At 70.9% G+C, this 15,737-nt stretch carries 12 protein-coding genes; 1 reads left to right on the top strand and 11 read right to left on the bottom strand.

The window, feature by feature from the left end; genetic code table 11:
• Window positions 1–19: 19 nt before the first annotated feature.
• Window positions 20–640, bottom strand: a complete 621-nt coding sequence (locus ACO2Q3_RS05865; protein WP_423305600.1) for a TetR/AcrR family transcriptional regulator — start codon at window positions 638–640, stop codon at window positions 20–22.
• 74 nt (window positions 641–714) lie between these two features.
• On the opposite strand from ACO2Q3_RS05865, the gene ACO2Q3_RS05860 reads away from it, so the two are divergent.
• On the top strand, window positions 715–2,127 hold the full coding sequence (locus ACO2Q3_RS05860) for a carotenoid oxygenase family protein (RefSeq protein WP_423305599.1): 1,413 nt from the start codon (window positions 715–717) through the stop codon (window positions 2,125–2,127).
• 212 nt (window positions 2,128–2,339) lie between these two features.
• Here ACO2Q3_RS05860 and ACO2Q3_RS05855 read toward each other — a convergent pair whose 3' ends face one another.
• The 10 genes from ACO2Q3_RS05855 to ogt form a co-directional block, all read right to left on the bottom strand.
• On the bottom strand, window positions 2,340–3,167 hold the full coding sequence (locus tag ACO2Q3_RS05855; protein ID WP_423305598.1) for an enoyl-CoA hydratase-related protein: 828 nt from the start codon (window positions 3,165–3,167) through the stop codon (window positions 2,340–2,342).
• Window positions 3,168–3,371: 204 nt separating this feature from the next.
• Complete coding sequence (locus tag ACO2Q3_RS05850) at window positions 3,372–5,258, bottom strand: alkyl/aryl-sulfatase (protein WP_423305597.1); 1,887 nt, start codon at window positions 5,256–5,258, stop codon at window positions 3,372–3,374.
• A gap of 117 nt (window positions 5,259–5,375) precedes the next feature.
• A complete protein-coding gene (locus ACO2Q3_RS05845) occupies window positions 5,376–6,506 on the bottom strand; it encodes an ABC transporter permease (RefSeq protein WP_423305596.1) in 1,131 nt (376 codons plus the stop codon).
• Window positions 6,503–7,465, bottom strand: a complete 963-nt coding sequence (locus ACO2Q3_RS05840) for an ABC transporter ATP-binding protein (protein ID WP_423305595.1) — start codon at window positions 7,463–7,465, stop codon at window positions 6,503–6,505. The genes ACO2Q3_RS05845 and ACO2Q3_RS05840 overlap by 4 nt, the downstream gene beginning before the upstream one ends.
• The gene (locus tag ACO2Q3_RS05835) at window positions 7,462–8,421 is read right to left on the bottom strand and encodes an HlyD family secretion protein (protein ID WP_423305594.1); all 960 of its coding nucleotides are present in this window, start codon (window positions 8,419–8,421) and stop codon (window positions 7,462–7,464) included. The genes ACO2Q3_RS05840 and ACO2Q3_RS05835 overlap by 4 nt, the downstream gene beginning before the upstream one ends.
• Complete coding sequence (locus ACO2Q3_RS05830) at window positions 8,418–9,059, bottom strand: TetR family transcriptional regulator (RefSeq protein ID WP_423305593.1); 642 nt, start codon at window positions 9,057–9,059, stop codon at window positions 8,418–8,420. Before ACO2Q3_RS05830 ends, ACO2Q3_RS05835 begins: the two co-directional genes overlap by 4 nt.
• A 130-nt stretch (window positions 9,060–9,189) precedes the next feature.
• Window positions 9,190–10,242 (bottom strand): PrsW family glutamic-type intramembrane protease, encoded by a 1,053-nt coding sequence (locus ACO2Q3_RS05825; RefSeq protein WP_423305592.1) that lies wholly within the window; start codon window positions 10,240–10,242, stop codon window positions 9,190–9,192.
• Between the two features lie 19 nt (window positions 10,243–10,261).
• Window positions 10,262–13,375, bottom strand: coding sequence for a YncE family protein (locus ACO2Q3_RS05820; protein ID WP_423305591.1), 3,114 nt, complete (start codon window positions 13,373–13,375; stop codon window positions 10,262–10,264).
• A 41-nt stretch (window positions 13,376–13,416) separates the two neighbouring features.
• Window positions 13,417–15,027: a hypothetical protein gene (locus ACO2Q3_RS05815; protein WP_423305590.1), complete on the bottom strand. Its 1,611-nt coding sequence runs from the start codon at window positions 15,025–15,027 to the stop codon at window positions 13,417–13,419.
• 105 nt (window positions 15,028–15,132) lie between these two features.
• The gene (gene ogt / locus ACO2Q3_RS05810) at window positions 15,133–15,678 is read right to left on the bottom strand and encodes a methylated-DNA--[protein]-cysteine S-methyltransferase (RefSeq protein ID WP_423305589.1); all 546 of its coding nucleotides are present in this window, start codon (window positions 15,676–15,678) and stop codon (window positions 15,133–15,135) included.
• Window positions 15,679–15,737: the final 59 nt, after the last annotated feature.

Below are 15,737 nucleotides of genomic sequence, written 5' to 3'. Positions count from 1 at the left end.
CGTCGTGACGCGGCGGCGGTCAAGCCTCGTTGGCGGCGGCGGGCGGGAAGAAGTGCGCGTTGAGGATCGCCACCAGTTCACCGATCAGCCGTTCGGCGCGGAACGGCGGCGCCAGCTTGCCGGAGAACTGCAGCATGATCGGGCCATGGATCGCCGCCCAGTAGAGGTGGCCGATCAGGTCCTTGTCGCCCGTCAGCCGGCCCTCCCCGATCAATTCGTCCAGATGCTGGGTCATGGTCGCGCGAGAGCGCTCGCCCGCGGCCACCAGCTCAGGATAGTCGGCCTCGTTGGGCTGGGTGATGTCGAACATCAGCTTGTAGGCTTCGGGATTGTCGAACGCGAAGCGGACGTAGGCGCGGCCCACCGCCTCGGAGACGTCGCCGCCGGAGGTCTTCGCCTCGTCGTAGGCGCGCTCCAGCACATCGGCGTGGCGGTTGAAGCCGCGGGCGCGCACGGCGGCCAGGATGGCGTCCTTGTCCTTGAAGTAGCGGTAGGGGGTCATGGCGCTGACGCCCAGCGCCTGGGCCAGCTGACGCATGGTCACCGCCTCGGGCCCCTGCTCGGCGAACAGGTGCTCGGCGGCGTCGCACAGCCGGTCGCGGAACTCGGCGACGTCCTGGTCGGAAAGGGCCTTGGGCACGGGTCTTAAGCGTCTCACGAACAATTCACTTGCCAGGAGCCTATATCGTACGACATAAATTTACAATGTAAGACATGGCCAAGCTGCAGGAGGACGCCATGGATGGATCGCAACCGATCAATCCCTATCTGTCGGGCAATTTCGCGCCGGTGCGCAGCGAGGACGATTTCGAGCTGAAGATCACCGGCGAGATCCCCAAGGGCCTCGCCGGCGCCTATTACCGCAACGGGCCGAACCCGCAGTTCGAGCCGCGCGGCCAGTACCATTGGTTCGGCGGCGACGGCATGATCCACGGCTTCTTCCTGGAAGACGGCAAGGCGCGCTACCGCAACCGCTATGTGCGCACCAACAAGTACGTGACCGAGCACGCGGCCGGCCAGGCGCTGTTCGGCACTTTCGGCAATCCGCTGGAAACCGATCCGTCGGTGATGGGCCAGGACTCGGGGGTCGCCAACACCAATATCGTCTGGCACGCGGGCAAGTTGCTGGCGCTTGAGGAAGGCCACATGCCGACCGAGCTGGACCCGCTGACCCTGGAAACCCGGGGCTACGTCCAGGACTACCGCGACCGCACGACCGCCCACCCCAAGCTCGATCCCGAGACCGGCGAGATGGTCTGGTTCGGCTATTCCATCGGCCAGATGCCGTTCACCCGGACGGTGTCGTACGGCGTGACCGACGCCGCCGGCAAGGTGGTGCGCCGCGACGACTTCGAGGCGCCCTATTCCAGCATGATCCACGACTTCCTGGTCACGCGGAACCACGCCCTGTTCCCGGTGCTGCCGCTGACCGGCGACCTGGAGCGGGTGATGAAGGGCGGCCCAGCCTATGCCTGGGAGCCGGAGAAGGGCGCCTTCGTCGGCGTGATGAGGCGCGACGCCAGTGTCGACACCATCCGCTGGTTCCAGACCGAGCCGAACTATGTGTTCCATCCGATGAACGCCTGGGAGGAGGGCGACCTGATCCACGCCGACGTGATGGAGTATCCGCAGGCGCCGCTGTTCCCCAATGCCGACGGCAGCCGTGGGCAGAACGCCGGGGCCAGGCTGGTGCGCTGGACCTTCGACCTGGCGGGCGACTCCAACGCGATCAAGCGCACCCGGCTCGACGACCTCGACGGCGAGTTCCCGCGCTTCGACGAGCGCCATGCGGGCCTGGCCTACCGGCACGGCTGGTTCGCGGCCAACACCTCGCGCTCCGGCGATGTGCGCTTCAACGCCATCGCCCAGGTCGACGTGAAGACCGGCAAGCGCAGCCAGTACGAGCTGCCGGGCAGCGACGCCGCCGGCGAGCCGGTGTTCGTCCCCCGCTCGGCCGCTGCGCCGGAGGGCGACGGCTGGGTGATCGCCACCATCTACCGCGGCGCCGAGGACCGCACCGACCTGGCGGTGTTCGACGCCGCCGACGTCACCGCCGGCCCCATCGGCCTGGCCCACGTGCCGCGCCGCGTCCCGTTCGGCTTCCACGGCAACTGGCGCGGGGCGTAGGGGGGCTGTCGGCCGGCGCCGCACCCCCTCACCTTCCCACGCTCCTTGCTGACGCCATGAGCGTGGGCCCCTCCCTCTCCCTGTGGGAGAGGTAGATTAAGTGTCGAAGCGCACAGGCGAAAATCCCCTCTCCCAGAGGGAGAGGGAGGGGCCCGAGGTCAGCGCGCCAGCGCTGAGCTTGGGAAGGTGAGGGGTTCCGCCCCTTGCCGCGCCTACCCCTTGTCCCCGGTCCGGTAGTCGCCGAAGGCCTGGTCGCGCTGGGTGAGCGCCTGGGTGACGCCCTTGCGCAGCTGCGCCATGTAGTCGCGCGAGGCAGGCGTGTGCCAGCCGAGGGCGTGCAGGTCGGTGCCGGCGCGGATGCCGGCGCGCATGCCCATGGCCTCCATCTGCCGGTGCACCAGGCGCTTGTTCAGCTGGGCCAGCTCCGGGTCGACCTTGGCGATGCGCTCGGCCATGGCCAGCACCTGGGCCTCCAGGTCGTCCGCGGCGAAGGCCCGGTTGGCGAAGCCCAGCCGCACGGCTTCAAGGCCGGAGATGGAGTCGCCGGTCAGCATCAGCTCCATGGCCGCGCGCATGCCGACGATCCAGGCGTGGTACTGGTTGTCCGGCGGCGACATGGTGCGCACCGCCGGGTAGCCGATCTGGGCGTCCTCGGCGACGTAGACCAGGTCGCAGGCCACCGCGAGTTCGGAGCCGCCGGCCAGGCACCAGCCGTGCACCTGGGCGATCACCGGCTTGGCCAGGTCCCACATGCGAAAGCACCCCTCGACCACGTGCCGCGCCCACTGGCCCTGCCCGCCGGCGGTGTAGAACGGCAGCTCGCCCAGGCTGGAGAGGTCGTAGCCGGACGAGAAGCACGTCCCGGCTCCGCGCAGGATCATCACCCGCACCTCCGGGTCGCGGTCGCCCTCCTCCAGCGCCGCGAAAAGCTCGCCGCGCAGGGCGTTGGACAGGGCGTTGCGCTTGTTCGGCCGGTTCAGGGTGAGGCGACGCACGTGCGGCGCCGGGGTGTCGATCAGCAGGATGGGGTCGTCGGCCATGGCTTCCTCCGGGGTTTTCGGAGGATTGAGGCCCGGTGACGTCGCGTGCGTCCAGGCCGGTTCTCCGCGGGAACCCCCATCCCGGCCTTCGGCCGTACTTCCCCCACGGGGGGAAGAGAGTCGCGGCTTCCACTCCCGTTCTCTTCCCCCTCAGGGGGAAGTCCCCGCGGAGCGGGGGATGGGGGCTCCAGCCGGGAGCGAGCCCTACGGCGTGACGATCGGGAAGAAGAAGTCGAACCGGTCCAGCAGGCCCAGGAGCCGGCCCAGCGCCTCGGCGTCGCCGGCGTCCTTCACGCGGCCGTCGGCCAGGGCGGCGTCCAGGGTCGCTTCGCCGATCACCAGGTCGACCAGGGTTCCGCGGGCCAGCGTCACGGCGGGCGCCGCCTCGGAGGGCGCGTGGTGCAGCACCGCGTTCTCCACCCAGACGCGGAAGCGCTCGCCGGTGTCGGCCAGGGCCAGGGTGAGGCCGAAGTCGGCCTCGGCGCCGGCCTTCTCGCCGTTCAGCCGCACCGACAGGCTCTCCAGCAGCGAGTCCCCCGGCAGGTTGCGCATCTGCCCCAGCTGGCTCTGACGCGGGGTGGGCGAGGGGGCGATCGGGTTGCGCAGCTCCTGGGCGCCGGTCAGGTAGAAGGCGCGCCACGGCCCGGACTCTGCCTGGTAGCCCATCTGTTCCAGGGCGTCGGCCTGCAGGTGGCGGGCCTCGGCGTTGTCGGGATCGGCGAACACCAGGTGGTTCACCACCTCGGCGACCCAGCGATAGTCGCCGGCGTCGAACGCGGCGCGGGCCTTGGCCAGCAGGGCGTCGGCGCCGCCGGCCAGGTCGACGTAGCGGCGGCCGGCTTCCACCGGCGGGTGCTTGTGCAGGTTGGCCGGGTTGCCGTCGAACCAGCCGAGGTAGCGCTGGTAGACCGCCTTGGCGTTGTGGTTCAGCGTGCCGTAGTAGCCGCGGGTGTGCCACTCGGCGGCCAGCGACGGCGGCAGGGCCAGGCGTTCGGCGATCTCCAGCGGCGTCAGGCCGTGGTTCGCCAGCCGCAGGCTCTGGTCGTGGATGTACTTATAGAGATCGCGCTGCTGGCGCAGGAACTTCACGCTGCGCTCGCGGCCCCACTTGGGCCAGTGGTGGCTGGCGAACAGCACGTCCGTGCCGTCGGCGAAGAGGCCGATCGCCTCCTCGATGTAGCGGCTCCAGGCGCTGGCGTCGCGCACCTGGGCGCCGCGCGGGGTGTAGAGGTTGTGCAGGTGGCAGGTGCAGTTCTCCGCCATGCACAGCGCCCGGTGCTGCGGGAACATGAAGTTCATCTCGGCCGGCGCCTCGGTGTCCGGGGTCACCTGGAAGACGATTTCCACCCCGTCGACCACCAACTGCTCGCCGGTGCTGACGATGCTGCGGGTCGGCGCCACCAGGTCGACCTGGCCGAGCGAGGTGGCCTTGCCGAGGCCGGCGTCCACATGCCCCTTCGGCCCGCGCGGCAGGAAGGCGCCGTACATGTAGGTCGCCCGCCGGTTCATGGCGTTGCCGGCCATCACGTTCTCGGCGACCGCCGCCTGCAGGAAGCCCTCCGGCGCGATGATCGTCGCCCCGGCGTCGAGGTCGGCCTGGCTGAGCACCCCCTTGATGCCGCCGTAGTGGTCGACGTGGCTGTGGGTGTAGATCACCGCACTGACCGGCTTGTCGCCGCGGTGCCTGCGCATCAGCGCCAGGGCGGCGGCGGCCGGCTCGGCGGACACCAGCGGGTCGATCACCACGAAACCGGTCTCGCCCTCGATGAAGGTGATGTTGGAGATGTCGAAGCCGCGCACCTGGTAGACGCCGGCGGTCACCTCGAACAGGCCGTGGATCAGGTTCAGCCGCGCCTGCCGCCACAGGCTGGGATTGACGGTGTCCGGCGCCGTCGGGTCGTTCTCGAAGGCGAAGGGGGCGAGGTCCCAGACCGCCCGGCCGGCGGCGTTCGTTGCCCGCGCGTCCGGGATGGTGTCGATGAAGCCTCGGCGGGCGTCGGCGAAATCGCTCTCGGCGTCGGCGGGCAGGGTGGCGGCCAGCGCGGCGTGGGCCGCGCGCGTGGCGGCGGTGGCGTCCTTGGGACCGTCCATGGGTCACCCTCCCGGTCGCGGCCCTCAGCGGCCGTCGTCTCTCCGGCATAGGCGAGGGCGCAGCGGACGACAACGGGCGTCGCAGGCTTGTGGCGCGTCGAGCGCCACTTTGTCGGATCAGTCCAGGCGGGTGTTGTAGCGCGACAGGGCGAGCCCCGTGGCGATGGCCACGAACAGGCTCAGCGCGCCGAGGCTCGGCAGGCTGCCGTCCAGGCTCTCGCCCTTCAGCAGCGAGCCGCGCACGATGCGCAGGAAGTGCGTCACCGGGATCGCCGAGCCGATCGCCTGCGCCCATTTCGGCATGCCGGCGAAGGGGAACATGAACCCCGACAGCAGGATCGAGGGCATGATGTAGAAGAACGACATCTGCATGGCCTGCAGCTGGGTCCTGGCCACCGTGGAGATCAGGAAACCCAGGGCCAGGCTGCCGACGATGAACAGCAGCAGCCCCAGGGCGAAGGCCGTCCAGCCGCCCACCATCGGCACGTCGAACAGCGCCCGGGCCAGCAGCAGGATGATCCCCGCCTGCACCAGGCCGACGATGACGTACGGCGCCAGCTTGCCCATCATCACCTCGATCGGCCGCACCGGGGTGGCCAGCAGGCTCTCCATCGTGCCGCGCTCGCGCTCGCGGGTGACGGCCAGGGAGGTCATCATCACCAGGGTCATCGACAGGATGACCCCCAGCAGGCCGGGGACGATGTTCACCGCGGTGATGTTCTCCGGATTGTAGCGGCGGTGCACCACCACCTCGAACGGCGCTGCGCCCCCCGGCGCGGGCGCCAGGGCGCCTTGGAGATCGTGCGACAGCGCCTGGGTCGGCAGGGTGGCGAGGGCGGCCAGGGCGTTGCCGGTGGCGGCCGGATCGGTGGCGTCGGCCTCCACCAGGATCTGCGCCCGGTCATGGCGCACCAGCCGGCGGCTGAAGTCGGCCGGGATGGTCAGGGCGAACTGGGCCTGGCCGTTCTCGATCAGCCGGTCCAGCTCGGCCGGGCTGCGCACGGTCTGGCGGAAGTCGAAATAGTCGGTCTCCTTGAGCGCCGACAGGATCGAGCGGGAAAACCGGCCCTGGTCCTCGACCAGAACCGCGGTCGGCAGGTGCTTGGGATCGTTGTTGATGGCGTAGCCGAACAACAGCAGCTGCACGATCGGCAGCACCAGGATCATGGCGTAGGTCAGCCGGTCGCGGGTGAGCTGGGTGAACTCCTTGGCCAGGACCGCGAAGGTGCGCAGCGCCACGCCGTTCATGCGAAGTTGTCCGGGGCCTGGTCCATCAGCCGGATGAACACGTCCTCCAGGCTGGGCGCGACCTCGCGCCAGCGGTAGGGCTCGCGGCGGAACCGGGCGATGGCGGCCTCCAGCGCGGCCCGGTCGACGCCGCTGACATGCAGGCTCTGGCCGAAGGGCGCCACGTCCAGCACCCCGGGCTTGCCGGCCAGTTCGCGGCCCAGCCGATCTGCCTGCGGCCCCTCCGCCAGGAAGGTGACCAGGTGCGAGCCGGCGATCACCTCGTCGGCCGTGCCGCGGGCGATCAGCCGGCCGTAGACGATGTACGCGATCTCATGACAGCGCTCGGCCTCGTCCATGTAATGGGTGGAGACCAGCACCGTCAGGCCCTGGGCGGAGAGGGCGTGGATCTCGTCCCAGAAGTCGCGGCGGGCCTTGGGATCGACGCCGGCGGTGGGCTCGTCCAGCAGCAGCAGCTTCGGCTCGTGCAGGGTGGCCGCGGCCAGGGCCAGGCGCTGCTTCCAGCCGCCGGAGAGCGAGCCGGCCAGCTGCGCGCGGCGGTTGGTCAGGCCCAGGCGCTCCAGGCTCTCGCGCACCCGCTCGCGGCGCCGGTCCAGGCCGTAGACCCGGGCGACGAACCTCAGATTCTCCTCGATGGAGAGGTCCTCGTAGAGCGAGAACTTCTGCGTCATGTAGCCGGTCTGGCGCTTGATCGCCTCGCTCTGGGTGCGGAAGTCGAGGCCCAGCACCGTGCCCTCGCCGGCGTCGGCGCTGAGCAGGCCGCAGATCATCCGCAGGGTGGTGGTCTTGCCCGAGCCGTTGGGGCCCAGGAAGCCGCAGATGCGGCCGCGCGCCACGGCCAGCGAGACGTCCTGCACCACCCGCCGCCCGCCGAAGGCCTTGTCCAGGCCGCGCACGTCGATGACCCGATCGGGCTCCGTGGGACCGGGTCCGGCGGCTGCGGGCGGCGGCAGGCTCATGTCCCGGCCTTCAGCGGCTCCACATCGGCGGGCTGGCCCGGCGACAGGTCGGCGGCGTCGGTCGGGCGCGCCTCGATGAGGAACACCATGCGATCGCGGGACTTGCGGCTGTAAATCACCGGCGGAGTGTATTCCGGGCGCGGGCTGACGTAGGCGATCACCGCCTGGCGCGCCGCGCGGCAGCCGTCGCAGGTGAAGCGGATCGTCCGCCCGAGCCGGTAGAGGGCCAGGTCGCGCTCGGGCACGTAGAATTTCAGCTTCACCTTGCCGTCGGGGATCAGGCTGACGATCGGCTGGTTGGCGCCGGCCCATTCGCCGGCTTGGAAGAAGGTCTCCTCGATCCGCCCGGCGGCCGGGGCGCGGGCGGAGAACTGGGCCAGACGCGCCTCGGTGTCGGCCACCTGGGCCCGCGCCCGCTCGGCGCCGGCGCGGGCGGCTTCGGCCTGGGCCTGGGCGGTCTTCAGGGCCGCCAGCGCGCCGTTGGCCTGCGCGGCGGCGTCCGCGGCGGCGGTGCGGGCGCGGTCGGCCTCCTGCGTCGACACGGCCCCGGTCCCCGACCTCTGCAGGGTGGTGAAGCGGGCGGCGTCGCGCTCGGCGTTGGCCGCCTGGGCCTTTGCCGACGTCAGCCGCGCCGCCGCCTCGGCCACGCCGGCGTCGGCCGCCTCGCCCTGCCGGCGCGCCTGCGCCAGCTCCGCCTGGGCGGCGGCGTGCTGGGCCTCCTGGCTGCGGGCGTCGACACTGAACAGCGGCGCGCCGGCGGCGACGCGCTGGCCGCGCACCACGCCCAGCGAGGTCACCGCGCCGGGGGACGGGCTGGCCAGGTACAGGGCCTCGCCCTCCAGGTAGCCGGACAGCACGTCGGCGTCGGTGGCGCGCGGCGCCAGCGCTTTCCACGCCAGCAGGCCGAGCACGGCCAGGACCAGGGCGACGGGGACGAGGATGCGCAGGCGTTTCATGCGGCCCGCTCCAGCGGGGGTGTCAGCAGCCCGGCGGCTACGGTGTCGAAGTGCTCGGCCGCCAGGGCGGCCAGATCCAGCGGCTCGCCGCCCGCCGGCTGCATGACCTCGATCCACAGGGCGCCCAGCATCATCGGCCCGATCAGCGACAGCGCCATCAGCCGCGGTGTCCCGGGCCGCACCTCGCCGCGGGCCTGGGCGCGGGCGATGGCGGTGGTCATCGCCGTCAGCGCCCGCGCGACCACGTCGTCGTGCCACAGGCGGGCGATCTCCGGAAAGTTGCGGCCTTCGGCGATCACCATCCGCGCCAGGCTGCGCACGCCCGGCCGGCCGAGCGTCTCGGCCATGCGCGCCAGCATCGCCCGGGCCAGCTCGGCGAAGGGGACATCGGCGGTCTCCAGGATGCGGGCGATGCCGTCGATGTCCGGCGCGGCGCGGGTTCCGACCACGGCGCGAAACAGCTCGGTCTTGTTGGGGTAGTAGACGTACAGCGCAGCCTTGGAGAGCCCCGCCCGTTCGGCGATCTCCTCCAGCCTGGCCGCGGCGAAGCCCCGCTCGGCGAAGATCTCCAGCGCCGCCGCCTCGATCTCCCCGGGGCGCGCGGTCTTGCGCCTGCGCCATTTCGGGTCGGCGTTCACGATCACCTCGAAATAATTGACCCATGAGTCATTAACAGATCTGCATGCAGAGTCCAGCCGCCCGCGCCTACGCCTTGGCGGGGGCGCGATGCGAAGAGGCTCGGGGTAGGGATGAGGCGTGCGCGAGCCGTCAGCCCGCCACGTCCTCCTCCAGCTCGTGCATTTCCCACAGGTCGTTGCGCGAGAAGCGCAGGTGCTGGCGAACCGCCATCACCACGGTGCGTCCCAGGGCGGACTCCAAGGCGTGCAGGCGTTCGAACGCCGCCTTGGCCTCGGCGCCGGCGAGCCGGCGGCGCCGGGCGGCCTCGTGCGCCTCGAGCGCCAGCAGGCTGGCTTCGGCGCGCGCCACCAGCTCGACGTGCAGCCGGACATATTCCTGCAGCTGCGGTCCCTGTGGCCCCAGCCGGCTGGCCAGGCTGGCGATGGCCTGGCCGCCGGGGGTCTGGGCGAAGGCCCCGCTCTGCATCGCCGCCAGCAGATGCTCGTGCGCGTCCTCGTCCTCGGCCAGCCAGCGGCGGGCAAAGACGTCGCCCGCGGCGAACAGGATCAGCAGCACCGCCGGAACCACCACGGCGATCACCACCATGTCGATCAGCGGCGTCTTCGGGAAATGGTTGAAGCCGGCGTGCAGGGCGATCGCCGCGGCGAGGCCCGGCAGGAAGAACAGCGGGTTGAGGAAGAAGCCGCTGGCCGCGCGCTTCAGGCTGGGCACGAACAGCAGCTGCGCGGTGGCGGCGAGGATGGCCGTCGCGCCGCCGTGCATGATCGCCGTGCCGAAGCCGCGCACCAGCCAGAGCCCCAGGCCGGCGTCGGAGAACAGGCGCAGGTAGAACAGGTTCTCGATCAGCGAGAAGCCGGCGCCGATGGCGAAGCCGGAGATCGCCGCGTCGACCAGATAGCCCACGCGATTGGTGGCGAACACGGCGACGACGATCAGCCCCTTGAGCGACTCCTCCAGGATCGGCGCGCCGACTTGCGAATAGTTGCTGACGTCCAGCGGGAAGGCGTCGAACAGCCCGCCGCTGGCCAGGAAGGCCAGGGCCGCCGCCACGGCCCCCCCGGCCATCAGCTCCAGCACCTCCCACGGCTTCATCAGCTTGAAGACGTCGAGCACGACGAAGGCGGCCAGCACGGTGAGCACCGGCACGCAGGCGATCAGGCCCTTGAGGATGAACGGGTCCATCTGGGTTACGCGATCCGGCTCACATGATCTTCAGCGACACCATGACCTCGTCATGGCCGGGGCGATCATGCTCCATGCCGTGGGCGTAGCCCACCGAGAAGGTCATCGGCAGCCGCAGCGCGACGGTGAAGTTGAAGTCCAGCTGGCCGCCGACGGTTTCGAGCGTCCGGTTGGGGCCCACCGGCTGCTGCAGCGCCAGCACCCCGCCGAACAGCGCCGGGCGCAGATAGGACAGATAGAGGCTGGGCGTTCCCGCCTGGGCGAAGCGCACCGGCGGCAGGTTCCATTCGGCCAGGCTCCTGACGAAGCGGCGCGCGGTGATGGCGTCGATCTCGAAGCCGGGGAAGCTGTCGAACTGGCGATAGCGCTTCACCTCGCCGTCATCGACGTAGTTGTTGCCGAACGCCCCCATGTAGAAGGCGCCCAGCGGGTTGGCGCGATTGCCGCCGGCGACGCCCGCGGCGCTGTAGAGCCAGACCGACGAGTGGCTCCAGCCGATCGGCCGGCCGAAACCCAGCCCGGCGTACACCGACGGATAGGCGCCGCCGTCCGACACGTCGTTCTCGACATTCACGTTCCACTGCCAGCCACGCTCGTGGTCCACCGCGCCGAGCGACTTGTTGAAGTCCTCGTACTTCAGCCCCAGCTTGACGACGCCGATGTTGCGGTCCGCGCCGGTGGCGATGTTCTGGGCTCCGGGCAGGGTGTCGAGGCCCAGGTACGCGCCGGCCTCGGCGCTGAAGTCCAGCTGCCGCGGCGGGTCGTACACCAGCGACTTCTTGTAGCCGACGATGAAGGCGTCGCCCTTGCGCGCCCGCTCGGTGGGGCCGAACAGGTCGTAGAAGCCGGCCTGGTTGTGCCAGTACTCGAACTTCCAGGCGATGGTGTGGAAGGTCAGGTCGGCGTGGATCCGCTCGTCGGCCGGCAGGCCGGGCGCCGGCGAATAGCTGAGGGTCGCGGTCAGCTGGTCGAACTGCATCGGATCCTCGAAGATCAGATGCCAGCCGCCGGCCACGCGGCCCTTGTAGCCCTCGATGACGGGATAGGAGTCCGCCAGCTTCATGGCCTGCAGCGGGACGTACTTGCCCTGCGCGGTGATCAGGCTGTCCAGCGGCACGCCGGCGGGCGAGCCGACGCCCCAGGTCTTCACCTCCGGATGCCGGTCGGCGACCGCCGTGCCCAGGAACTTGATGGCGCCCAGGTCCTGCAGCGGCTTGGGGTCCAGGCGCACGGGAGTGAAGCCCTGGCCGGTGTACTCGAAGGCGATCAGCGAGCCGTCCTTCTGCGGGATCGGCCGGAAGAGCCCGGTCGAGGCGTTGCTGACGGCCTCCACCTGCTGGGTGGCGATCTCGAAGCGGTAGAGGTTCGAGACCCCGGTGTAGTAGCTGGAGCCGTAGAGATACCGGCCGTCCGGCGAGAACACGAAGCTCTCCGGCGTGGCGCCAGGCTGCTTCAGGGTGGCGATCGGCGCGGGCTCTTCAGATCCCAGGTCGGCGATGCGGAACACCTGCACGCTCTGCTCGCCGTTCACCTCGCCCACCGAGGCCGACAGCAGGGTCCCGTCCGGCGAGATATCCAGGTCGAACGGGATGCGCCCGTAGGGGAAGGTGTGCACCTGGGTCCAGCCGGCGTAAGGCGGGTCGATCCGCACCAGGGTGACATAGCCGTTCATGTGGCGCAGGCCCCAGATCGCCTTGTCCCTGGGGTTGACGACGATGTCGCCGATGCGCCCGTCGCGGATCAGCATGCGGCTCTTGCCGGTCTTCACGTCCACCGCCATCAGGTCGCGATAGGCGTAGTTGTCGGCCGTGTAGTAGGCGGTCTCCTTGTCCGGGTCGTAGGCCAGGGAGGTGACCCGGTAGAGCATCTGGCCCTTGATCTCGACCAGGCGGCGGATGTCGCCGGTGGTCATGTCCAGCACCCCGACGTGGCCGATCACCCCCGGATAGCGGAAGGCGCCGACCATCCTGCCGGTCGCCGGGTCGATGAACGCCCGCGACACCGATCCCAGGGCCCGGGGCGACAGCCGGGTGAGCGGCGTCAGCGGGTACTGCGACACCGAGGCCAGGTTCTGGCGCTGGAAGTCGTGCTCGTAGACGGTCCACTCGCGCCAGGCCTGGTCCAGCGGCTCGCCGAACACCCGCTTGAACTGGATCGAATAATAGCCGGCGCTGCCTTCGTCGCGGCGCAGCCAGTCGATCACCTTCTGCGGCGAGCGGGTCAGCGCCAGGTAGCTCATGAATCGCGTGCCATAGAGGTACTCGTTGACCCCGACCTGGAAGTCGATGGCCGTGCCCTCCGACTCCAGCCCCAGCGGCGAGAAGAAGCGGGCGTTGTCGCGGACCATGGCGCGGAACACCATCTCGTCGTAGCCGCCCTGGGCGCGGCCGTAGCCGCCCGCCATCCAGGTCTCCATGAACACGGCGCTGCCTTCCAGGTACCAGCGCGGCACGTTCACCCGGGGCGTGGCCAGGTAGTTGTAGAGGATCGATTCCGGATGGTCCTGCAGCGGCATCGGCTTGCCGTGGAACAGCCGCCGCCAGAAGGCGTCCTGCGAATTCCACACGTCCATCGTCGCCACGTGGACGGGCTCGTGGTTCATCAGGGTGAAGAAGCGCTCGCCGGCGCTGAAGGTCTCGAAGGTCTGGCTGAGCGGGGCGATGTCCACCAGGATGGCGTTGTTCGGCGACGAACGCGCGGCGGCGTTGCCGTAGTCGCCGAAGTCCTTCAGCAGGATGGTGGTCTTCTCCCACGGCTTCCAGCCGAAGGTCTTTTCCTGGAATTTCAGCGAGTTGAGATAGGCCCGGGCGATATAGGGGGTCAGGTAGGTCTCGGCCGGGTCGAAGTACAGCAGCCGCAGGTCCTTGGTCTCCAGCCGTGACAGGTCGATCTCGGCATGTCCGGCATGGGTCGTGGCTGGCGCCGGCGGCGGTGGCGCGCCCGGCGGGTCGCTGACCGGCGGCGACGGGGGCGTGGGGATGGGCGGCGGATTGTCGGCGGGAGACGGCGGCGGCTGGCCGGCGACAGGCGAACTGGCGGGCGCCTCCTGCGCCCACGCCAGCGCGGGCAGGGACAGCCCCGCCCAGCCCATGGCGAGCGCCATCACCAGGCCGCTGGCCCACGCTGTCCGCACCAAGCCGCCCCCTCGGAGCCCCCCGGCCCCTCAAACCCTGACTAGTAGGCGTTGAGCGCCTTGGCGAAGGCGGCGCTCTGCAGCATCGACGAGAAGGCTGCGTTGGAGGCGAGCACGGCGAAGGCCGGCTGGCTGGCCGCGGCCTGGAAGGCCGAGGCGTCGTGCGCCAGCACGCGCATGGCCGCCGCGTCGGACGCCAGCGCCTGGAAGGCCGCGGGGTTCCCGGCCATCGCCGCGACGGCCTGCGGGTATTGCGCCATGACCGCGCGCAGCTGGGCGTCGCCCGCCGCCGCCGCGAAGCTGGCCGAGGACTGGGCCCGGAAGGCGGCCGCGGCCTGGCAGACCTGGCTCATCGCCGCGGCGTTGGCCGAGAGCGAGGCCACCGCCTGGGCGTTGGCGGCCAGGGCGTGGAACGCCTGGGCGTTGGAGGCCAGGACGGTGAAGGCCGCGCTGTCGGCGCGGATCGCGGCCATCGCCTTGGCGTCGGCGGCGAGCGCCTGGAACGCCTGGGCGCTGGCGGCCATCGAGGGCACTGCCGCAGGGTTCGCGGCCGCCGCGGCGAAGGCCTGGGCGTTACCGGCGTAGGCGGCGAAGGCCTGGGCGTTGCCCGCCATCGCGGCGAAGGCCTGGGGATGCGCGGCCATGGCCGTGAAGGCGGCGGCGTGTCCGTTCATCGCCGCGAAGGCCTGGGCGTTTCCGGCCATGGCGGCGATGCCCTGGGCGTTGATCCCCTGGGCGGCGCCGGCCGCCGCGAAGCTGGCCGCGGCGTTGGCGGCCGAGGCGAGGGCGGCCGGATTGGCCGCCAGGGCCTGGAAGGCCTGGGCGTTGGCGGCCAGCGCCGACGTGGCGTTCAGCCAGCGCCCCTGGGCGGCGAACGAGGCGTCCGCGGCCAGGGCGTGGAAGGCGGCGGCCTGGCCGGCCAGGGCGGTGAAGGCTGCGCTGTCGGCGCGCAGGGCGGACATCGCCTTGGCGTCGGCGGCGAGCGCCTGGAAGGCCTGGGCGCTGGCGGCCATCGACGCGACCGCGGCCGGATGCGCGGCGTCGGCGGAGAAGGCCTGTACGTTGTGGCCATAGGCGGCGAAGGCCTGGGCGTTTGCGGCCATGGCGGCGAAGGCCTGCGGATGCGCGGCGAGCGCGGCGAAGGCCTGCGGATGCTGCGCCATCACCGCGAAGGCGGCCGGCTGCACCGCCATCTGCCGGAAGGCGGCGGCGTTGCTGGCCAGGGCCTGGAACGCCTGGGCGCTGACGCCCTGGGCGTTCTGCGCCTGCGCCGCCATCTGGGCGAAGGCCTGCGGGTTCTGGGCGAGGGCGGTGAACGCCTGCGGGTGCTGCGCCATCGCGCTCAGCGCCGCGGGGTTCTGGGCCAGGGCGCGGAAGCCCGGGTCGGCGGCCAGGGCGCGGAAACCGGGATTCTTGACCATCACCTCGAAGGCGTCGGTCTGCATCAGCGCGGCGACCGAGGTGTCGCCCAGGCCGACGTCGGCGTTCTGCACCTGGCTGGACTGGAAGCGCTGCGCGGGGGCGATGGTGCCCTGGGCGTCACCGGCGCGCGGCGGGTAGATACGGCCCACATAGTAGGCCCCGCTCGCCACGAGCGCGATCACGGCTCCAGCGGCGAGCATGCGCTGGTTGTTGGATATCTGCGTCGCCATGGAAACCACCCCTCCGGTCAGGCGTCACACTTCTGCAAAAATAACGCCGTTCCGTCAACGCGGCGCGCAACTTTGTGTAAATGAAAGTTACGGCCCAGGGTCGATTTAGCCCGTCAAGGCTCCCTCGTGCTCAAGCAACCAGCGCTTGCGCGGCAGGCCGCCGCCATAGCCGGTGAGGTCGCCGCCGGCGCCGATCACCCGGTGGCAGGGCACGATGATGCCGATCGGATTGGCGCCGTTCGCCGCGCCGGTCGCGCGCACAGCCGCCGGACGGCCGACCTGCTGGGCAAGGTCGCGATAGCTCGCGGTCTGGCCCGCCGGGATCGTGCGCAAGGCCTTCCAGATGTCCCGCTGGAAGGCGGTGCCGGCGGTAGCGGTCTCCAGCCCGTCGATGGCGGTCAGGTCGCCGGCGAAATAGGCTTCCAGCGCGCGGCGAGCCGCCGTGGGGGCCGCGGCCTCGCGCACGGTCCAGCCATGCTCGCCATAGTGCCGGCGCAGCAGCCGCTGCATGCGGGGCTCATAGTCCTCGAAGTCGAGCACGCGCACGCGGCCCGCCGGGTCGGTCATCAGCACGGCGACGCCGGCGGCGAAGGCGATGCGCTCGACGGCGAGTTCGAGCGGCGGTTTTGCGGAGGGGGCGGGCTTGCTCATCCCGCCAATCTGGACGCGCGCGCCGAACACGGCTGGCGGTTTTCGGACGCGGATGCGAA

Origin of the sequence: Caulobacter sp. KR2-114 (genome assembly GCF_049446115.1) — a bacterium.
Taxonomy (GTDB): domain Bacteria; phylum Pseudomonadota; class Alphaproteobacteria; order Caulobacterales; family Caulobacteraceae; genus Acaudatibacter.
Note: the sequence above shows the minus strand (reverse complement) of the source record. Positions and strands in the feature narration are given on the sequence as shown.

Coding starts and splice junctions, on each gene's coding strand:
- ogt (WP_423305589.1), bottom strand. CDS start 15,678: ATGAGCAAGCCCGCCCCCTCCGCAAAACCGCCGCTCGAACTCGCCGTC.
- ACO2Q3_RS05815 (WP_423305590.1), bottom strand. CDS start 15,027: ATGGCGACGCAGATATCCAACAACCAGCGCATGCTCGCCGCTGGAGCC.
- ACO2Q3_RS05835 (WP_423305594.1), bottom strand. CDS start 8,421: ATGAAACGCCTGCGCATCCTCGTCCCCGTCGCCCTGGTCCTGGCCGTG.
- ACO2Q3_RS05850 (WP_423305597.1), bottom strand. CDS start 5,258: ATGGACGGTCCCAAGGACGCCACCGCCGCCACGCGCGCGGCCCACGCC.
- ACO2Q3_RS05840 (WP_423305595.1), bottom strand. CDS start 7,465: ATGAGCCTGCCGCCGCCCGCAGCCGCCGGACCCGGTCCCACGGAGCCC.
- ACO2Q3_RS05825 (WP_423305592.1), bottom strand. CDS start 10,242: ATGGACCCGTTCATCCTCAAGGGCCTGATCGCCTGCGTGCCGGTGCTC.
- ACO2Q3_RS05860 (WP_423305599.1), top strand. CDS start 715: ATGGCCAAGCTGCAGGAGGACGCCATGGATGGATCGCAACCGATCAAT.
- ACO2Q3_RS05845 (WP_423305596.1), bottom strand. CDS start 6,506: ATGAACGGCGTGGCGCTGCGCACCTTCGCGGTCCTGGCCAAGGAGTTC.
- ACO2Q3_RS05855 (WP_423305598.1), bottom strand. CDS start 3,167: ATGGCCGACGACCCCATCCTGCTGATCGACACCCCGGCGCCGCACGTG.